Raw genomic sequence first — 18,707 nt, 5'->3', positions numbered from 1 at the left:
ACGATCCAGCGCCGGGCGTTTCGGATTGAATGTCCAGTTCGGGATCAGGTACTGCATCGCCGCCGCATCATCGCGCGAACCGAGGCCGTGCTGCAGGTACAGCTGGTGTGCCTTCTCGACCTCGGCCATGTCCAGTTCGACGCCGAGGCCCGGCTTCTTCGGCACCTGCACATGGCCACCGACAATCTGCAGTGGCTCCTTCGTCAGGCGCTGGCCGTCCTGCCAGATCCAGTGGGTGTCGATGGCCGTGACGCGGCCCGGCGCCGCGGCGCCGACCTGCGTGAACATCGCCAGCGAGACGTCGAAATGGTTGTTCGAATGCGAGCCCCAGGTCAGGCCCCAGTCGCGGCAGGTCTGGGCCACGCGCACGGAGCCGGCCATGGTCCAGAAGTGCGGGTCGGCCAAGGGGATGTCGACCGACTGCAGCGACAGTGCATGGCTCAGCTGGCGCCAGTCGGTGGCGATCATGTTGGTCGCCGTCGGCAGGCCGGTGGCACGGCGGAACTCGGCCATCACCTCGCGGCCGGAGAAACCGTCTTCGGCGCCGCAGGGGTCTTCGGCGTAGGCCACCACGCCGCGCATGTCGCGCATCAGGCGGATCGCGTCCTTCAGCAGCCAGCCGCCGTTGGGATCCAGCGTCACCCGGGCTTCGGGGAAACGTTCGTGCAGCGCCTTGATCGCCTCGACCTCCTCGTCGCCGCGCAGCACGCCGCCTTTCAGCTTGAAGTCGTTGAAGCCGTAGCGGGCCCGCGCGGCCTCGGCCAACCGCACGATCGCTTCAGGCGTTAGCGCCTTGTCGTGGCGCAGGCGGCACCAGTCGTCGTCGGCCTGCGGCTCGTGGGCCGAGTCGACCCCCGGCCCTTGGGCCGGATCGACATACGGCAAGTCGGTCTGCCGGCGGTCGCCGATGAAGAACAGGTAGCCCAGCATCTCGACCGCATCACGCTGCTGGCCTTCACCGAGCAGCGCGGCGACCGGCACTTCCAGGTGCTGGCCCAGCAGGTCGAGCAGCGCCGATTCGATGGCCGTCACCGCATGGATGGTGGTGCGCAGGTCAAAGGTCTGCAGGCCGCGGCCGCCGGCATCGCGGTCGGCGAACTGGCGCTGCACCTGCTGCAGCACGCGCTGGTGCGCGCCGATGGGCTGGCCGACGACGAGGCTGCGCGCGTCTTCCAGCGTCTGCCGGATCTTCTCGCCGCCCGGCACTTCGCCGACGCCGGTGCGGCCGGCGTTGTCGGTCAGGATCAGCAGGTTGCGCGTGAAGAACGGGCCGTGCGCGCCGCTCAGGTTCAGCAGCATGCTGTCGCGGCCGGCAACCGGAATCACGCGCAGGTCGGTGATGCGTGGGGTGGAGGAAGTGGGCATGGTGGGGCTCGGTGCGTGAACGGGGGGAGGCACAGTCAATCCGCGGTGATCTTGCCGGTCTCGATGACCTTCTTCCAACGCGCAAATTCCTGCTGCTGGAAGGCGGCGAACTGCTCGGGCGTGTTGGCGACGACCTCGAAGCCTTGTTCGACGAGCTTGGCCTTGACCTGGGGATCGTTCAGCGATGCGACCAGCGCCGCATGCAGCTTGCCCTTGATGTCCGCCGGCAGCCCGCGCGGCGCCGCCACGCCCTGCCATGAATAGACATCGACGCCCTTGACGCCGGCCTCGGCCAAGGTCGGCACCTGCGGCAGCAGCGCCGAACGCTTGTCGCCGGTGACGGCCAGCGCGCGCAGTTTGCCGGCGTTGATGTGCTGGACCACCGCGTTGATGTTCTGGAACGAGCCGTCGACCACGCCGCCCAGCAGGTCGGTGATGGCCGGTGCGCCGCCCTTGTAGGGCACGTGCAGGCCCGTGGTGCCGGTCTGCTGCCAGAACAGTTCCACCGTCAGGTGATCGGACGAACCATTGCCCGATGAGGCGAAAGACAGCTTGTCCGGTGTCTTCTTCAGCTGCGCCAGCAGATCGGCCACGCTCTTCAGCGGCGACGCGGACGGCACCACCAGCACGTTGGGCGCCTGCACGGCGACGGTGAGCAGGTCGAAATCCTTCAGCGCGTCGTAGGGCACGTTCTTGATCAGGTGCGGCGCGATCACGAAGGGCCCGAGCGACGAGACGAACAGCGTGTAGCCGTCCGGCGCGGCGCGCTTGATGAAGGCCGCGCCGATGGTGCCGGTGGCGCCGGCCTTGTTGTCGACGATGAAGTTGCCGCCGAGTTTCTCCTGCAGCCTGGGCGCCAGCGTGCGGGCGATGGTGTCGGTGGAGCCGCCGGGCGGGAACGGCACGACCAGCGTGACGGTCTTGTCGGGCCAGGCCTGGGCCGGCAGTGCGGCCAAGCCCAGTGCCGAGAGGGTCAGCACGGAGCGGGCCAGGGTCGAGATCCACGGGGTGATGAGCATGGGCCTTCCAGGTCGAACAAAGCCAGGCGGCTGCCTGAGCTGGGAATGGTAGCGCTACCTAATCAAATCTCCAAACACCTTCACCGGGAGATCCGCAGGGTTTTTGAGGTTCAGGCGCTGTCGCGCTCGACGATCGAAAAACCGATGTCGACGATGCGCTGGGCCACCGCGCGGCCTTCCGCGCGCTCGACGATGAACTGCGCGGCTTGGCGGCCGATGGCCATGCCGTCGATGCGCACGGTGGTCAGCGCCGGGTGCAGGTCGGCCGCGAAGTCCAGGTCGCCGAAGCCGATGAGGGCCAACTGCCCCGGCACGGCCAGGCCACGCACCTGGGCTTCGGTGATCACGCCCAGCGCCAGCAGGTCGGAGCTGCAGAACACCGCATCGATGTCGGGCGCCGCCGCCAGCAGTTCGCCCAGCGCCCGGCGGCCGCCTTTCAAGGTGGTGGGCGCAGGCACGGTCACCACTTGCACCGGGCTCAGGCCGAGCCGGCGCGCCTCGGCCTCGAAGGCCTGCAGGCGTCGCGTGGCGCGCTCGTCGTCGCCGACCACCACCGCAAGACGGCGCCGGCCGCGGCCATGCAGAAAGGCTGCTACCGCACGGCCGACATCGCCGTGCGAGAAGCCGACCAGCATGTCCAGCGGCGTCGGCGTCAGGTCCCAGGTTTCGACCACCGGGATGCCGGCGGCCAGCAGGCGCCGGCGGCCCTCGGCCGAATGCAGGATGCCGGTGAGCACGATGCCATCGGGCCGGCGGCCGATGATGGCTTCGAGCAGCGCGTCCTCCCGCGCCAGGTCGTAGCCGCTCTGCCCCAGCATCAGCTGGTAGCCACGCTCGGCCAGCGCCGCGGTGAGCGACTGCACGGTTTCCAGGAACACCGGGCCCGAGAGGGTGGGCACCACCGCGGCCACCAATCGGCTGCGCGCCGAGGCCAGGCCGCCGGCCAGGCGGTTGGGCACATAGCCGGTGCGCGAGACGGCTTCGCTGACCTTCTTCAGCACCTCGGGCGACACCTGCTGCGGCGTGTTCAGCGCGCGCGAGGCGGTGATCGGCGCCACGCCGGCGAGCTTGGCCACGTCGTGCAGCGTCACCGCGCCGCTGCCGCGGCGGGCTCGCCGTGCGGGAGCGCCATCTTGTGCCATCCGGTGATTCTAGGACCATGACAGCGCTACCGGCACCGCGCCTTCGCAGTGCGCTGAATGGCCCTCGCCGCGCGGTGGTTGTGCCGCTGGCCATCGACAATGCCTGCAACCAAGTCAACCCAGACACCGACATGCCGCTCGCGACCGACTACGCCGACCCCGAACCCCGCCGCGAAGACATCGATGCCATCACCGGCCCCACGCTGCTGGAGTTCGGCACGCCCTGGTGCGGCCACTGCCGGGCTGCGCAGCCGCTGCTGGAGCAGGCGCTGGCGGCCCACCCGGAAGTGCGCCACATCAAGGTGGAAGATGCCAGCGGCCGGCCGCTGGGCCGATCGTTCCGCGTGCGCATCTGGCCGACGCTGATCTTCCTGCGCGATGGCGAGGAGTTCGAGCGCATGGCCCGGCCCACCGATGTCGCGGCCATCGCGCGGGCCGTCGCGGGGATCGCCGCCGCCGGCTGAGGAACTGGCCGGCCGCCGCTCAGGCGCTGGCCGTCGGCGGCGGTGGCGAGTTCTTGCGCACCAGCACCACCACGCCGGTCAGCAGCAGCGCCAGGCCCAGCAGCAGCACGGTGCCGGTCCCCCACGCCAGCCACACCAGCAGTGGCGCGGCGCCACCCAGCCAGCCCAGCGCAGCCTGCATCAGGTCGAGCGCGAGGCGCAGCCCGTCCTGCCAGCCCGGCACCCATTGTTCGATGATCGCGGCAAACGGCAGTCGATCGAGCAGCGGCTTCAGGTCGCCGACCCACTGCACACCCGCTACCAGCAGCGCATGCACGCCCCAGCCGGCCAGCGACCACAGGCCCAGCAGCAGCAAGGCGACGATCCAGATCGCGATGATCATGGACTCATCCTGCCACAGGCCCGCAGCCTGCCTGCATCAGCGCGTTGGCTGGCTGGGAGGTGGGTCGTTCGGTTTCATGCACTCCGGCCGGATGGCCGGCTGCAGCACGCCCTTGGAACAGGCCCAGGTCACCGAACCAAGGGTCGAACCGAGCGTGTCGTTGTGCCTCACGCTGGAACCGGATGTGATGACGGTCTCTTCGCCACTGTCCGGCGTGCAGGTCACGCCACTCACCGTCCAGGACAGAGGCGCCCGGCAGGTCAGCGACTCCACCACGGTGGCGCCGCTGGCATTGGTGGTGACGACGATGTTGTCCAGCACCTTGTCATAACCCGTGCCGTTGGCGCGGAAGGGCACCGTCAGCGGATCGAAGGTGTCGGGATTCAGGCCGGCATCATCGATCTGCTCGCGCAGCAGCGGGTCGTTGCGGATGGCATTGATCGCCGCAGTCACCGCGTTCGGGTTCGCGGCCACCATCGCCGGCGTCAGGCTCGCGGCGCCCGGGAAGCCGGCCGCCTGCGCCACGTCGGAGGCGATCTTGTCGGTCAACCCGGTGATGGCCATGAAGATGTAGCCATTGGTCTTGATCGGCTGCTGGTTGATCGAGCGCCGCACCTTGCCGTCGGGCCGGGTGACGCTCAGCACGAAGGGCGGCACGAAGCCGGTCAGCTTGACGCGGTAGTAGCCGATGCTGTCGGTCGTGGCGCTGGCCTGCTTGCCGGTCATGTCGACCACCGTGACCAGGCCGCCGACGATGGGCGCGCCGTCGCCGGCCGTGCCGTCGCCGCTGGCGCCGCCATCGGCGGCACCGCCGTCGCCGCCGAAGCTGTCCTGGATGTGCGGCACGGCGACGCAGTTCTCGTCGCCGGTGCCGACCAGGCCGGCCTCGGTGCAGCGCCGGATCGAATAGCCGGTGGGCACGCCGACCGCGTCGAAGAAGCTGTAGGTGCCGCCGCCGGCGATCTCGGCCGGCACGCTGTCGGCATGGCAGGTGTTGCCGCTGACTGTCCAGCTCACCGATGTCGGCCGGCACACCACCGGCGTGGGCGGCGCGCAGGCCGCCGTGCCGGAAGGCTTCAGGTCGCCGTCGTCGCAGGCATAGGTGATGGCGCCGACGTTGCCGGTGGAGGCCTGAAAGGTGTGGCTGGCGCCGGAGGCCAACTGGGTCGGTTCGCCGGCGTTGGCCGTGCAGACGTTGCTGCCCACGGTCCAGCTCAGCGGCGTGGTGTTGCAGGCCAGCGGCACGCGCAGGTCGCAGACCGGCGTGCCCAATACCGTCAGCGTGCCTTCGGTGCAGCTGTAGGTGGCCGTGCCGCGCGTGCTGCCACCCGAATCCGTGTAGGCAAAGCTGGCGCCCGACGGGATAGTCTGGTTCTGCTCGGCGTTGGGCCGGCAGGTGTTGGCGCCGACAGCCCACGAGGTCACCGCTGCGCAATCCACCGGCTGCGGACCGCAGCTGTCCGGGAAGACCAGGCAGGCGAAGTCGGCGAGCCTGCCGACAAAGGCCAGGCCGCCGCCGGAGACCGGGCCTTGCACATAGACCATCTCGCCATCGACCGCGGTGTGGTTCTGTGTCTCGGGGTAGTAACGGTAGGTGTAGGCGCCCAGCGTGCGGTTGGCCTGGTGCGACGGGAAGTACTGCGCATAGCTGAGTTCCGCCCAGTCGAACAGTTCGGTGACGGTGGGCGTGCGCGGGCTGACGACGGCCAGCGCGCGGCGGCGCTGCTCACCGGCGGCCAGGCGCTTGTCGAAGCCGGTGAAGCTGCGCAGGCATTCGCCATTGACGACACGGTGCGCCAGCATCGACGCCATGCGCGAAGGCTGGCGGCTGCATTCATTGCTGTCGACCACCGCCGTGCGTGGCGCATCCAGCGTGCCGCGCCGGGGCTCGCTGCTGTCGCGCCCACCACCGCAGGAAGCCAGCAAGGCCAGCGAGACGACGAACAAGCGAAAGATGTGACTGCGAAGCATGACTTTCCCCAAACTGCCGGACCCTCGGCCCACTCTCGGCCCTCGAGCGCTGCCGCCATGATGCTCCGGCCCGATGCGGCTGCAGCCCCCTACACTGTCGCGCAGCATCCTCCGCCGTGCGGATGGCTTTAGTCATCCGCCCCCTAGCTTCCCCCATGCGTCTGGACCAGATCACTCAACGCCTGCGCGACCACGGCGCCAAGCCCTGCCATGAGCAGCGCGTGCTGCGCCTGTGGTCGCAGGCCTTGCCGCAGGACAGCGGGCGCCGCAAGCCCGAGGACGTGCTGCCGCTGGCCCTGCGCGCCGAACTGCCGGCGATCGTTGACACGCTGCAAGGCCTGGCCCGGCTGCGCTCGCAGCACCCGGCCGAGGACGGCTCGGCGCGGCTGCTGGTGGCGCTGGCCGATGGCCAGACGGTGGAAAGCGTGCTGCTGCCGCGCGATGGCTTGTGCGTGTCCAGCCAGGTCGGCTGCGCGGTGGGCTGCGTGTTCTGCATGACCGGTCGCGACGGCCTGCTGCGCCAGCTGGGCAGCGCCGAGATCGTCGCGCAGGTGGCGCTGGCGCGCACGCTGCGGCCGGTGAAGAAGGTGGTCTTCATGGGCATGGGCGAACCGGCGCACAACCTGGACAACGTGATGGACGCCATCGAGCTGCTGGGCACGCTGGGCAACATCGGCCACAAGAACCTGGTGTTCTCGACGGTCGGCGACCCGCGCGTGTTCGAACGCCTGCCGCAGGGCCGCGTGAAGCCGGCGCTGGCGCTGTCGCTGCACACCACGCGCGCCGATCTGCGGGCAAAGCTGCTGCCGCGTGCACCGCGCATCGCGCCGGCCGCGCTGGTGGCGCTCGGCGAGCACTACGCCCGCGCCACCGGTTACCCGATCCAGTACCAGTGGACGCTGCTCGAAGGCATCAACGACAGCGAAGAAGAACTGGATGGCATCGTGCAGCTGCTGGCCGGCAAGTACGCGCTGCTGAACATGATTCCGTACAACACGGTGGATGGGCTGGACTTCCGTCGGCCTTCGTGGGAACACGCCGCGGACATGGCACGCCGGCTGCACCGCCGCGGCGTGCTGACCAAGCTGCGGCACTCGGCCGGGCAGGACGTGGAAGGCGGCTGCGGGCAGCTGCGGGCCCGCGCAGCGGTCGGCACCGGCAAGACCATTGCCATTCACGCGGCGCCGGCAAACGCATCGGGCTGAGCCGCTCACGGTTCACACAGCAGGCCCAGCAGGCCGGGCCGCAGGTACAACGCAGCGACGTTGTCCACCCGCGCCGAGGGCACCCAGCGCCGCAGTTCCGAAGCGGCATTGATCTGCGCGAACAGCACCTGCGCCGCAATGGCCGGGTCCAGCGGCCGCACCGAACCATCCATCATGCCGTCCACCAGCACGCTGGTGATGCGCTCGATCAGGCGCAGCATCGTGCGGCGCACCTGCTCGCGATGGGCCTGGTCCGGCAATGCACTGGTGGCCGTGCTGCGCAGCAGCGGCCCGTGCTCCGACAACTGATAACGCAGCACCGCAGCGGCCCCGGCGCATGTGCGTTCCCAGCCAGGCCCCGCGGCGCTCTCGGCCGCCGCCAGCACGCGCCGCAGCAGGCTGAAACTGCGCTCGAAGCAGGCCGAGATCAGGTCGCGCTTGTTGTCGTTGTGGTGATAGAACGAGCCCTTGGTCACGTTCAGGCGCGCCGAGATCTTGTCCACCGATGCGCCGCGGTAGCCCTGCTCGTTGACCAGCTCGGTGGCGGCGCGCAGGAACGCTTCTTCGGTGCTGTCGGGCGTGACCAGCAGCAGCGCCTGGTCCAGCGCCGCCGGTGCCGGCCAGGCCGCGCCGGCGACCGCCACGCCACGCAGCAGGATGTCGGTGACACGCGCGGCGGCCCGCGGATAGTCGTCGAGTTCGAAGCGGTGGATCCATGAGCGCACCCAGTGCGCCACCGACACCAGCAGGTGCGTGCGTGCGTTCAGCTGCTCACGCGTCCAGCCCGCCGACTCCGGCCCCGTGAACAGGCCGCGCACGCGCCGGAACAGGTTGGTATAGGCCTCGAAGACCTGGCTCTGCTGCGGCTCGGGCAGCGCACGGATGTCATTGAACAAGATCAGCGGCGGCCGCGTGCCGGCATCCATGGCCGCCAGCGCCTCGGCATGGCCGCGGAAGAGCGCGGCCAGCCGCAAGGCGACGGTCGGCGCCCGGGCCGCTTCGTCCACCAGCGCCTCATGCGCCGCGATGGCGCGCAGGAAGCAGGCCGTCGCCAGGTCTTCCTTCTTGCGGTAGTAGTAGGTGACGCTGGTGGTCACCAGGCCGACGCTGGCGGCGATGTCCGCCAAGGTGGCGCCCTTCACCCCCTGCTGGTTGAAATGCCGCGCCGCGGCAGCCAGCACGGCCTCGCGCTTTTCCTGAAAGCGCGGGGTCGACGCGGTGGTCGAGGCTTCGTTGGCGGCAGAGGACATGGCAGCGCATGATCTGCAAAATCGAATCCATGGTACGTCATGGTTAACCCTAGTCACCTATGTGACTCGGGCCCGCGAAGACCACTTTTCGAAGAAACAGTTTGCTTGGCCAAGGCGCTCTCTGCTATCTTTGCGGCGCTGCAACGAAGTCGCCGGCAGCCTGACCACGACAGGAGCGAGAACGATGAATCTGTTCGATCTGACCGGCAAGGTCGCGATCATCACCGGCTCGTCACGCGGCATCGGCCGCGCGATCGCCGAGCGTCTGGCAGAGCACGGCGCGCGTGTCGTGATCTCGTCGCGCAAGGCCGAGCCCTGCCAGGAGGTGGCCACGGCCATCAACACCCGGTACCCGATGTCCGATGGCCAGCCGCGCGCCATCGTCGTGCCGGCCAACATCTCGTCGAAAGAGGCGCTGCAGCACCTGGTCGACGAAACCATGCGTCAGCTCGGCGGTGTGCACATCCTCGTCTGCAACGCCGCCAGCAACCCCTACTTCGGGCCGCAGGCCGGCATTGCCGACGAGCAGTTCCGCAAGATCCTGGACAACAACATCATCGCCAACCACTGGCTGATCGGCATGGTGGCGCCGCAGATGGTGGAGCGCCGCGATGGCGCGGTGATCATCGTCTCGTCGATCGGCGGGCTGCGCGGCTCCGACGTGCTCGGCGCGTACTGCATCAGCAAGGCCGCCGACATGCAGCTGGCGCGCAACCTGGCGGTGGAATACGGCCCGCACAACGTGCGCGTCAACTGCATTGCGCCGGGGCTGATCAAGACCGACTTTGCCAAGGCGCTGTGGGAAGACGAAGCCATGCTGGCCAGGCGCAACACCCACACGCCGCTGCGCCGCATCGGCGAGCCCGACGAGATCGCCGGTGCCGCGGTGTACCTGGCCTCCAAGGCAGGATCGTTCATGACCGGGCAATCCCTTGTCATCGACGGCGGTGTGACGATCTAAGCTTCTAGGCGTCAAAATGAGCGGCACAACCACCCTCGAAGACTTCCGCCTGCAGACCCGAGCCTGGCTGGAAGCCAACTGCCCGCCCGAGATGCGCCTGCCCCTGCGCAGCGAGGAAGACATCTGCTGGGGCGGCAGTACTGAACCCCCATTCCCCTTTTGACGCAAGAGAAGCGAGACTGTCCATGAGCGAACCCGTCACCTATGAAGTCCGCGGCCCGGTGGCCGTGATCACGATGGACAAGCCGCCGGTCAACAGCCTGGGCATGGCACTGCGCACCGGCATCGCCAATGCGTTCGAGCGTGCCGCCGGCGATGCCGCGGTGAAGGCCATCGTGCTGGCCGGCAGTGCGCGCGCCTTCTCGGCCGGCGCCGATGTCACCGAATTCGGCACGCCGAACGCGGCGCGCGAGCCCAACCTGCGTGTGCTGATCGACCTGGTCGAGAGAACCGACAAGCCGGTGGTCGCTGCCATTGGTGGCCAATGCCTGGGCGGTGGCTTCGAGCTGGCGATGGGCTGCCACTTCCGCGTGGCGCTGGCCGACGCGCAACTGGGCCTGCCCGAAGTGAAGATCGGCCTGCTGCCCGGCGCGACCGGCACGCAGCGTCTGCCGCGGCTGATCGGCCTGGAAGCGGCTGTGAACATGGCGGTCGGCGGCAACCCGGCGGCGGCCTCGGCCTTCGCCGGCACACCCTTGATCGACCAGATCATCGGCGGCAACCTGGTCGATGGCGCGGTGGCCTTTGCCAATGGTGTGCTGGCCGACAACAAGCCGATCCGCCGTGTGCGCGACCTGAAGGTCAAGGACCCGCAGGGCGAGGCCTTCCTGCAGTTCGCGCGCAACAACGTCGGCGCGGTGGCCGGCCCCTTCCCGGCGCCGATGAAGTGCCTGGAAGCCGTCGCGAATGCCCTGTCCAAGCCCTTCGACGAAGGCGTCAAGCTGGAGCGTGAAGGCTTCATGGCGCTGATGCAGTCGCCGGAATCACGCGCGCTGCGCCATGTCTTCGCCGCCGAGCGCGCGGCGGCCAAGATCCCCGGCATTCCCGAAGGCACGGCGCTGCGCGAGATCCGCAAGGTCGGCGTCATCGGCGCGGGCACCATGGGCGGCGGCATCACGATGAACTTCCTGAACGCCGGCATTCCGGTGGTGCTGCTGGAGACGAAGCAGGAGGCGCTGGACAAGGGCGTTGCGACGATCCGCAAGAACTACGAGAACTCGGCGAAGAAGGGCAAGCTGAAAGCCGACCAGGTCGAGCAGCGCGTGGGCCTGATCACGCCGACGCTGAGCTACGACGGGCTGCGCGATGTCGACCTGGTGATCGAAGCCGTGTTCGAGAACATGGACGTCAAGCAACAGGTGTTCCGCACGCTCGACGAAGTGTGCAAACCCGGCGCGATCCTGGCATCCAACACCTCCTACCTCGACGTCAACAAAATCGCCAACTTCACCAAGCGTCCGGCTGACGTGATCGGCCTGCACTTCTTCAGCCCGGCCAACGTGATGCGGCTGCTGGAGATCGTGCGCGGTGCGGCCACCGCGCCCGATGTGCTGGCCACCAGCATGGCCCTGGGCAAGAAGATCAAGAAGATCGCCGTGGTCTCGGGCGTGTGTGATGGCTTCATCGGCAACCGCATGCTCGCGCGCTACGGCGCCGCGGCGCAGGGCCTGATCACCGCCGGTGCACTGCCGCAGCAGATCGACGGCGCACTGCAGAAATTCGGCCTCGCGATGGGTCCGTTCCGCATGGGCGACCTGGCCGGCCTGGACATCGGCTGGGCCACGCGCAAGCGCAAGGCCGCCGAAGCCGGCGTCGAGATGAAACCCATCGTCGCCGACAAGCTGTGCGAAGCCGGGCGCTACGGCCAGAAGACCGGTGCCGGCTGGTACCGCTACGAAGCGGGCAAGCGCGACCCGATTCCGGACGCCGTGACTGAAGCGCTGATCACCGAATACCGCGCCGCGAATGACATCGTAGCGCGCAAAGTGAGCGACGAGGAAGTGGTCGAGCGCTGCATTTTCGCGCTGGTCAATGAAGGTGCGCGCATCCTCGACGAAGGCATTGCCGCGCGAGCCTCTGACATCGACCTGGTCTACCTCAACGGCTACGGCTTCCCGCTGCACCGCGGCGGCCCGATGCTGTACGCGGACATGGTCGGCCTGCCGAATGTCGTGCGCACGCTGCGCCGGTTTGCTGCCGAGCCTGGGGCAGATGCCTCCTGGCAGCCCGCGCCGCTGCTGCTGAAACTGGCCGACGACGGCAAGACCTTCAATTGATTGCCTGAGGAACATCTCATGACCGATGTCGTCATCGTCTCCACCGCCCGCACCGGCCTGGCCAAGAGCTGGAAGGGCGCTTTCAACATGACCCATGGCGCCACGCTGGGCGGTCATGTGATCGCCGAATCCGTCCGGCGCGCCGGCGTCGACCCGGCCGAGGTGGAGGATGTGATCCTCGGCGGCAGCCTGACCGAAGGCACCACCGGCGGCAACATCGCGCGCACGGCGGCCCTGCGCGCCGGCCTGCCGGTGACCACCACCGGTGTCTCGATCAACCGCTTCTGCTCATCCGGCCTGCAGGCCATTGCCATGGCGGCGCAGCGCATCATCGTCGACAAGGTGCCGGTGATGGTGGCCGGCGGCCTGGAGAGCATCTCCTGCGTGCAGAACGAGGTCAACCGCCACATGCGCGCCGACCCCTGGCTGCTGGAGCACAAGCCCGAGATCTACTGGAACATGCTGCAGACCGCCGAGAGGGTGTCCCAGCGCTACAACATCTCCAAGCAGGCGCAGGACGAATACGGCGTGCGCAGCCAGCTGCGTGCCGCCGCGGCGGCGGCCGCCGGCAAGTTCAACGACGAGATCGTGCCGATGAGCACGATCATGGGCGTCGTCGACAAGGCCAGCGGCCAGTTGCTGCGCAAGGAGGTGACCATCGCCGCCGACGAAGGCATCCGCCCCGACACGACGCTGGAAGGCGTGCAGAAGATCCGCTCGGCGCTGCCCGGCGGTGTGGTGACGGCCGGCAATGCCAGCCAGTTCTCCGATGGCGCGTCAGTCTGCCTGCTGATGGACGCCAAGCTGGCCGAGCAGCGCAATCTGAAGCCGCTGGGCATCTTCCGCGGCTTCGCGGTGGCCGGCTGCGAGCCCGACGAGATGGGCATCGGCCCGGTCTTCGCGGTGCCGCGCCTGCTGGAGCGCAACGGCCTGAAGGTCTCCGACATCGGCCTGTGGGAGCTGAACGAAGCCTTCGCCTGCCAGGTGATCTACAGCCGCGACAAATTGGGCATTCCGGACGAGTTGCTCAACGTCAACGGCGGCGCCATCGCGGTGGGCCACCCGTATGGCGTCAGCGGCTCGCGGCTGACCGGCCATGCGCTGATCGAAGGCAAGCGCCGCGGCGCGAAGTATGTCGTCGTGACGATGTGCGTCGGCGGCGGCCAGGGCGCCGCCGGCCTGTTCGAAGTCTGCTGACACCCCATCCTGCCACGCATCTGGAGCGGCCACGACATGACTGCATTGTTCACCCCCTCCTCGCCGGCGCTGATGCGCCCGCCGGCCGCTGCGGGCGCCGCGGTAGCGCATCCGGACCTGCGGCCGGCGGAGAACCACAGCCTGAAGCAGGGCGCGTGGTTCGCCGGCCTGTCACCGGAATTGCGCCAGTCCATCCTGTCGCGTGCGCGGGTGCGCCACGTCAGCCGCGGCACGCTGCTGGTGCGCCGCGGCAACCATGCCAGCGACTGGGTGGGTGTGGCCAGCGGCGCCCTGCGCCTAGGCACCGACCTGAGCGATGGCCGCAGCTTCACGCTGGACTTGCTGGGGCCGGGCGACTGGTATGGCGACATCGAGCTGTGCGACGGCGGGATCTCCAGCCTGGAAATGCGCGCGCATGTCGACAGCACCTTGCTGATGGTCTGCAAGCATGACCTGCATAGCCTGATCCAGGGTTCGCCGGAGCTGCACCGGGCCTTGCTGCAGCTGGATTGCCGGCGGCTGCGGCACATGCTGCGGCGCATGGAAGAACTGCAGACCGCGCCCCTGGCGCAGCGCGTGGCGATGCAATTGCAGCGGCTGTTGCGGCAATTCGGACGTGCCACTGCACTGGGTGAGCGCATCGACGTGGCCTTGCCGCAGAGTGACCTGGCGAGCTTGCTGTGCGCCAGCCGGCAGCGCATCAACGGCGTGTTGCGGGCCATGCAGGCCTTGGGCATCGTGACGACGAGTCATGCGCGCATCACCGTGCTGAATCTCAAGCGGCTGGATGCATTGGCGCATGGGGTGGAGGTGCTGGCGATGCCCTCACTTGGCCGCTAGCCCCAGCTTCTCGATCAGCAGCTTGTCCTTGGCGAAGGTTTCGATCGCCCACTTCTTGTAGTCCTCGCCGCTGCGGTACCACATGTCCTGGTTCAGCTGGGCCAGCACTTCGGCATGCTTGGGGTCGTCCATCGCCTTCTTGAAGGCGTCGTGCAGCGTCTTCACGATCGTCGGATCCATGCCCTTAGGCCCCACCAGGCCGTAAGGCGAGTTGCCGACGACGGTGTAGCCCAGCTCCTTGGCCGTGGGCACCTGCGGCCAGCGCTTGGTGCGCTGCTCGCCGAAGGTGGCCAGCAGCCGCATCTGCCCGCCGTCGACGAACTTGTCCCAGCCGCTGGCGTCGCTGGCGGCCATCACGTGGCCGCCCAGCAGCGCTTGCATCAGGTCGGCATTGCCCTTGAACGGCACATGCGTCAGTTCGACCTTGGCGTTGTCGGACAGCTCTTCCATCAGCAGGTGCGGGCTGGTGCCGATGCCGGTGGAGCCGTAGTCGATCTTGCCCGGCGTCTTGCGTGCGGCCTCGATGTAGTCCTTGAAACTCTTGTGCGGCGATTCACTCTTCACGACGAAGCCGAAGGTGTAGCCCGACACGCCCATGATGAACGTGAAATCGTTGATCGGGTGCCACTGCGTCTTCTGCATGTGCGGCACGCGCAGCATGCCCATCGGGAACTGGGCGATGGTGTAGCCGTCCGGCTTGGCGCTCAGCGCCATCGTGCCGGGCCCGCTGGTGCCGCCACCGCCCGGCTTGTTCTCGACGATGATGTTCTGGCCCAGGTGCTTGGCCGCCAGCTCGGCCAGCGCGCGGTGGTGGCGGTCGGTGGAGCCGCCGGCCGGCCAGGGCACGATCAGCGTGACCGCGCGGTTGGGATAAGCCTGCGCCTGGGCGCCAAAGGGCGCGGCCAGGGCGGCGCCCAACGTCGCCAGCAGCAGCATGCGGCGCACGGGCCAGCCGTTTTTGGGAACGGATGAAGTCATGGTCTTGTCTCCTGCGAAGTGGGGGAATTCGTTCGTTCGTTTTCTTGCGCCTGCAGCTCGCGCCACTGCACCTTGCCCGAGCCGGACTTGGGCAGCGAGGCCACGAACTCGACGATGCGCGGGCTCTTGTAGGCGGCCATGTGCTCGTGGGTCCAGTCCACGATGTCCTGCTCGCTGACCGTTCCTTCATGGCCGGCCTTCAGCACCACCAGCGCCTTCACCGTCTCGCCGCGGCGGGCATCGCGCGCCGCGATCACGCAAGCCTCCTGGATCGCCGGGTGGCGGTACATCATGGCCTCCACCTCGGCCGGCCAGACCTTGAAGCCCGACGCGTTGATCATGCGCTTGAGCCGGTCGACCATGAAGAAGTAGCCGTCCTCGTCGATGCGCGCCAGGTCGCCGGTGCGCAGGAAGCGCTTGCCGTCGATCTCGATGAAGCTGTCGGCGCTGGCCTGCGGGTTGTTCCAGTAGCCCTGCATCACCTGCGGCCCGTGCACGACGATCTCGCCGCTGTCGCCGCGCGGCACTTCGGCCAGCGTGTCCGGGTCGACGATGCGCGCATCGACATCGAACACCGGCACGCCCAGGCATTGCGGCTTGGCGCGCTGCGGCGGGTTGATGTGCGTGGCGGCCATGGTCTCGGACATGCCATAGCCTTCGGCATACGACAGCCCGGTGAGTGCCTTCAGCTTCAGCGCGATCGCCTCGGGCATCGCCGCGCCGCCGCCGCGGATGCAGGTCAGGCTGCGCAGGTCGAAGGCATCGATGCGCGGGTTCGACAGGAAGTCGATCATCATCGTCGAGATCACCTGCCACAGCGTGATGCGATAACGCTCGATGCACGCGGCCGCGACATCGCGATCCCAGCGCGACAGCAGCACGATGGTGGCGCCGGCGTAGATCGGCCCGTTCATGCTGCCGGACAGCGCGGTGACGTGGAAGAAGGGCAGCACCGACAGGTAGACCGTGTCCTGCGTGCAGCCGAACCACTGCACGCCGCCGACCAGCGTGCTCATCACGCTGCGGTGGGTGTGCATGCAGCCCTTGGGCGCGCCGGTGGTGCCGCTGGTGTAGGGCATCACGGCCAGGTCCTCGGGTCCGGCTTGCATCGGGCCCGGCACCTGGCCGTGCGCCAGCGCCTCGTGCCAGGCGATGAGGCCGGGGCCTTGCACCGGTTCACGCGGCGCCGCGACGAAATCCGGCAAGCGCAGGTCGGTGGGCTGCGTCAGGTAATCGCTGTAGGCCGCGACGATCAGGCGCTGCAGGCCGGCCCCGTGCGGCCCCAGCAGCGGCTGCATCTGCGCCAGCAAGTCCTGCGGCACGATGGCCGTGGTGGCGCCGGTGTCCTGCACATAGTGGCGCAACTCGTCGCTCAGGTTCATCGGGTTGACCGGCACCACCACCGCATCGGCACGCAGGATGGCGTAGAAGGCAATCACCCACTGCGGGCTGTTCTGCAGGTACAGCAGCACGCGGTCGCCGCGCTTCACGCCGCACGCCTGCTGCAGATAGCCGGCCAGGTGCTCGGCCTGCGCCTTGAAGCCGGCGTAGCTCAGCGGGCTGTCGTAGTAGACGATGAAGGGCTTGTCCGGAAAGCGCGCGGCCGAGACCTCGACGTTGTGGAACAGGTGGGTCTGCGGCAGCGTCAGGTGCCGCGGCAGGCCGGGCGGCCAGTGGGCGAAGTGCAAGTCGGACATGGAGGCCAGGCCAGGAAGTTTTCTGCAAAGCGGAATTCCGCCCTGCGATCGGTCCCCATGCTAGCCAGCGGCAACCCGCCTGTAAACCAAGGCCGGTGTGGATCAGTGCCGGGGCTTGATCTTCAGCACCGCGTTGTTGCGGTCGGCGCTGAGGTAGACGGTGCCATCGTCGCCCACCGCCACGCCGGTGACCATGTAGGGCGGCGGCAGGCCGGGGCCGCCTTCCAGGCCGATCGGCAGGTTCTCGGCCACCACGCGGCGCGAGCCGTTGGCAGGGTCGATTTCCGTCAGGCGGCGCGCCAGTGTCTCGGCGACGATGAAGCTGCCCCAGGGCGTCTGCGACAGGCCTTCGGGCATCGCCAGACCCGTGGCCAGCACCGTCTTCGCGCCGCTGGCCAGGTCGACGCGCACCAGGTTGCCGGCGGCTTCGGTGAGGTAGATCGCGCCGTCCTTGCCCAGGACCATCTGCACCGGGCCGGCCAGGCCGCTGGCCACCACCTTGCGCTCCTTGAAGTCCGCGCCGCTCACGCGCAGCAGGTTGCCGGTGGCGATCTCGGCGACCAGCACGCTGCCGTCGTCCATCGGGATCGCGTCGTACGGCGCCTTGAAGCCATGGAGCATCGCGGCGGTCTTCAGCGTCGCGCGGTCGATCAGCTGCACGCTGCCGGTGAACCAGGACACCAGCGCCAGTTGCTTCGCACCGATGCCGACGATCGACGGGTACTCCAGGTCCGAGGCCTGCATGCGCAAGAGGTCGGTCACCGCACCGCTGGTGATGTCGATGCGGCGGAAAGCAAAGGTGTCGGCCATCCACAGCGAGCCAGCGCCCAGCTTCATGCCGCCGGCCACCGCCAGCTTGCCGCTGAGCAGCGTCTTCGAGCGGCCGGTCGTCGGGTCGACTTCGATGATCGCGTTGTCGGCCATGTTCGAGACGTAGATCGTGCCCTCGGGAGCGATGGCCAGGTTGTCAATCGACGTGGCCAGCTGGGCCACGATGCTGCGCTTGCCGCTGGCCAGCTCGACCTTGGCCAGCTCGCCGGTCCGGGTGTCGATGGCCCACAGGTTGCCTTTGCCGTCGAGGTTGGCCGCGGCGGGAATCTTGAACTCGCTGTTGATGACGGTGACCGCGCCAGTGGCCGGGTTGATGCGCACCAACTGGCCCTTGAACCACAGCGGGCCGTAGAGCTGGCCGTCGGGCCCGACCTCGAAACCGTTGAAGCCGCCCAGGTCCTTGGCGATCAGCCGCGGCGGCTTGGCGCCGCTGGGGTCCACCTCCCACAGCGCATCGCCCAGGAACACCTGGCTGCCGTAGAGCTTGCCGTTCTTCGGGTCGAAGGCCAGCGAGTTCATGCCCGGCAGGTCTTTCGCGACGATGCGGGTCGGGCCGCTGTCGCTGTCGCGCACACGCAAGATGCCTTGCAGGTAGGAGGTCCAGGCCAGCTCGCCCTTGGGGCCGATGGCGATGTCGTCGGCCTGGCCTTCCGGTGCGGCGATGAAGACCTTGGCCGCGCCGGTCTTGCGGTCGACTTCCCACATGTTGTTGCCGACCACCGTGCCAGCCAGCAGGCGGCCCTTGGCATCGACCGCCAGGCCGTGCACGCCGTGGAAGGCGGACGGCGGCACCAGGGTTTCGGGTGCGGCCCAGCCCGCCGGTCGCGTGGCCGGCGCCATGCTCGAACAGGCGCCCAGCAGCAGACTGAGGCCGATCGCGGCCACCGTTTGAATCAGCTTCATCGATGTCTCCTTGGCGATGGCCTGTTATCAAGCCATGCTAGGCGCCGACATCGACGCAGTGAAGTCCCGCACGTGACAGATGCGGGTTCTCACCCGGGCGCTTGACGCCCGGGCGCGGCGTTCAGGCGTCGTCGCCGAGCGCGGAGCCGCTGCCCTGCAAGGCCGACACATCACGCACATTCTTCTGGATCGTCACCGCGGCGAACAGGCTCAGCACGAAGGCCAT

The 18,707-nt window shown here is 68.4% G+C and carries 16 protein-coding genes; 7 read left to right on the top strand and 9 right to left on the bottom strand.

The annotated features are described in order from the left end of the window. The 3 genes from gudD to VLK61_RS16390 all read right to left on the bottom strand — a co-directional run. A partial coding sequence (gene gudD / locus VLK61_RS16400; protein WP_325422686.1) for a glucarate dehydratase occupies nucleotides 1–1,365 on the bottom strand: 1,365 nt, incomplete at its 3' end. 35 nt (nucleotides 1,366–1,400) lie between these two features. Then, nucleotides 1,401–2,384 carry a Bug family tripartite tricarboxylate transporter substrate binding protein gene (locus tag VLK61_RS16395; RefSeq protein WP_325422685.1) on the bottom strand — a complete coding sequence of 328 codons (984 nt, stop codon included), beginning with the start codon at nucleotides 2,382–2,384 and terminating at the stop codon, nucleotides 1,401–1,403. A gap of 110 nt (nucleotides 2,385–2,494) precedes the next feature. Then, a complete protein-coding gene (locus VLK61_RS16390) occupies nucleotides 2,495–3,526 on the bottom strand; it encodes a LacI family DNA-binding transcriptional regulator (RefSeq protein WP_325422684.1) in 1,032 nt (343 codons plus the stop codon). Nucleotides 3,527–3,657: 131 nt separating this feature from the next. Between VLK61_RS16390 and VLK61_RS16385 the strand changes: the two genes are divergently transcribed. After that, a complete protein-coding gene (locus VLK61_RS16385; RefSeq protein ID WP_325422683.1) occupies nucleotides 3,658–3,990 on the top strand; it encodes a thioredoxin family protein in 333 nt (110 codons plus the stop codon). Between the two features lie 19 nt (nucleotides 3,991–4,009). Here VLK61_RS16385 and VLK61_RS16380 read toward each other — a convergent pair whose 3' ends face one another. Then, complete coding sequence (locus VLK61_RS16380; RefSeq protein ID WP_325422682.1) at nucleotides 4,010–4,372, bottom strand: hypothetical protein; 363 nt, start codon at nucleotides 4,370–4,372, stop codon at nucleotides 4,010–4,012. A 36-nt stretch (nucleotides 4,373–4,408) separates the two neighbouring features. Next, on the bottom strand, nucleotides 4,409–6,343 hold the full coding sequence (locus VLK61_RS16375; RefSeq protein ID WP_325422681.1) for a hypothetical protein: 1,935 nt from the start codon (nucleotides 6,341–6,343) through the stop codon (nucleotides 4,409–4,411). 155 nt (nucleotides 6,344–6,498) lie between these two features. Here VLK61_RS16375 and VLK61_RS16370 point away from each other — a divergent pair, with 155 nt between their 5' ends. After that, nucleotides 6,499–7,548 (top strand): RNA methyltransferase, encoded by a 1,050-nt coding sequence (locus VLK61_RS16370; RefSeq protein WP_325422680.1) that lies wholly within the window; start codon nucleotides 6,499–6,501, stop codon nucleotides 7,546–7,548. Between the two features lie 5 nt (nucleotides 7,549–7,553). On the opposite strand, the gene VLK61_RS16365 is transcribed toward VLK61_RS16370, so the two are convergent. Beyond that, entirely contained in the window at nucleotides 7,554–8,798 is a 1,245-nt protein-coding gene (locus tag VLK61_RS16365; protein ID WP_325422679.1) for a TetR/AcrR family transcriptional regulator, read from the bottom strand. Nucleotides 8,799–8,982: 184 nt separating this feature from the next. Here VLK61_RS16365 and VLK61_RS16360 point away from each other — a divergent pair, with 184 nt between their 5' ends. Genes VLK61_RS16360 through VLK61_RS16340 form a run of 5 tightly spaced genes read left to right on the top strand, consistent with a single transcriptional unit; the run spans nucleotide 8,983 to nucleotide 14,072 of the window. Then, nucleotides 8,983–9,759 carry an SDR family NAD(P)-dependent oxidoreductase gene (locus VLK61_RS16360; protein WP_325422678.1) on the top strand — a complete coding sequence of 259 codons (777 nt, stop codon included), beginning with the start codon at nucleotides 8,983–8,985 and terminating at the stop codon, nucleotides 9,757–9,759. A gap of 16 nt (nucleotides 9,760–9,775) precedes the next feature. Then, nucleotides 9,776–9,922 (top strand): hypothetical protein, encoded by a 147-nt coding sequence (locus VLK61_RS16355; RefSeq protein WP_325422677.1) that lies wholly within the window; start codon nucleotides 9,776–9,778, stop codon nucleotides 9,920–9,922. Nucleotides 9,923–9,944: 22 nt separating this feature from the next. Then, the gene (locus VLK61_RS16350) at nucleotides 9,945–12,035 is read left to right on the top strand and encodes a 3-hydroxyacyl-CoA dehydrogenase NAD-binding domain-containing protein (protein ID WP_325422676.1); all 2,091 of its coding nucleotides are present in this window, start codon (nucleotides 9,945–9,947) and stop codon (nucleotides 12,033–12,035) included. Between the two features lie 18 nt (nucleotides 12,036–12,053). Further along, nucleotides 12,054–13,232, top strand: coding sequence for an acetyl-CoA C-acyltransferase (locus VLK61_RS16345; RefSeq protein ID WP_325422675.1), 1,179 nt, complete (start codon nucleotides 12,054–12,056; stop codon nucleotides 13,230–13,232). Nucleotides 13,233–13,268: 36 nt separating this feature from the next. Further along, nucleotides 13,269–14,072 carry a Crp/Fnr family transcriptional regulator gene (locus VLK61_RS16340; protein WP_325422674.1) on the top strand — a complete coding sequence of 268 codons (804 nt, stop codon included), beginning with the start codon at nucleotides 13,269–13,271 and terminating at the stop codon, nucleotides 14,070–14,072. On the opposite strand, the gene VLK61_RS16335 is transcribed toward VLK61_RS16340, so the two are convergent. From VLK61_RS16335 to VLK61_RS16325, 3 genes are all read right to left on the bottom strand, one after another. Continuing rightward, nucleotides 14,058–15,050, bottom strand: coding sequence for a tripartite tricarboxylate transporter substrate binding protein (locus tag VLK61_RS16335; RefSeq protein ID WP_325422673.1), 993 nt, complete (start codon nucleotides 15,048–15,050; stop codon nucleotides 14,058–14,060). The two genes, VLK61_RS16340 and VLK61_RS16335, sit on opposite strands and share 15 nt — an antisense overlap. Next, nucleotides 15,047–16,747, bottom strand: coding sequence for a long-chain fatty acid--CoA ligase (locus VLK61_RS16330; protein ID WP_325422672.1), 1,701 nt, complete (start codon nucleotides 16,745–16,747; stop codon nucleotides 15,047–15,049). The genes VLK61_RS16335 and VLK61_RS16330 overlap by 4 nt, the downstream gene beginning before the upstream one ends. A 102-nt stretch (nucleotides 16,748–16,849) precedes the next feature. After that, the gene (locus VLK61_RS16325) at nucleotides 16,850–18,481 is read right to left on the bottom strand and encodes a hypothetical protein (RefSeq protein ID WP_325422671.1); all 1,632 of its coding nucleotides are present in this window, start codon (nucleotides 18,479–18,481) and stop codon (nucleotides 16,850–16,852) included. Nucleotides 18,482–18,707 lie beyond the last annotated feature (226 nt).

This window comes from Aquabacterium sp., from assembly GCF_035476535.1.
Taxonomy (GTDB): Bacteria; Pseudomonadota; Gammaproteobacteria; order Burkholderiales; family Burkholderiaceae_C; genus Pseudaquabacterium.
This window is presented reverse-complemented; position numbering and strand designations above follow the sequence as displayed.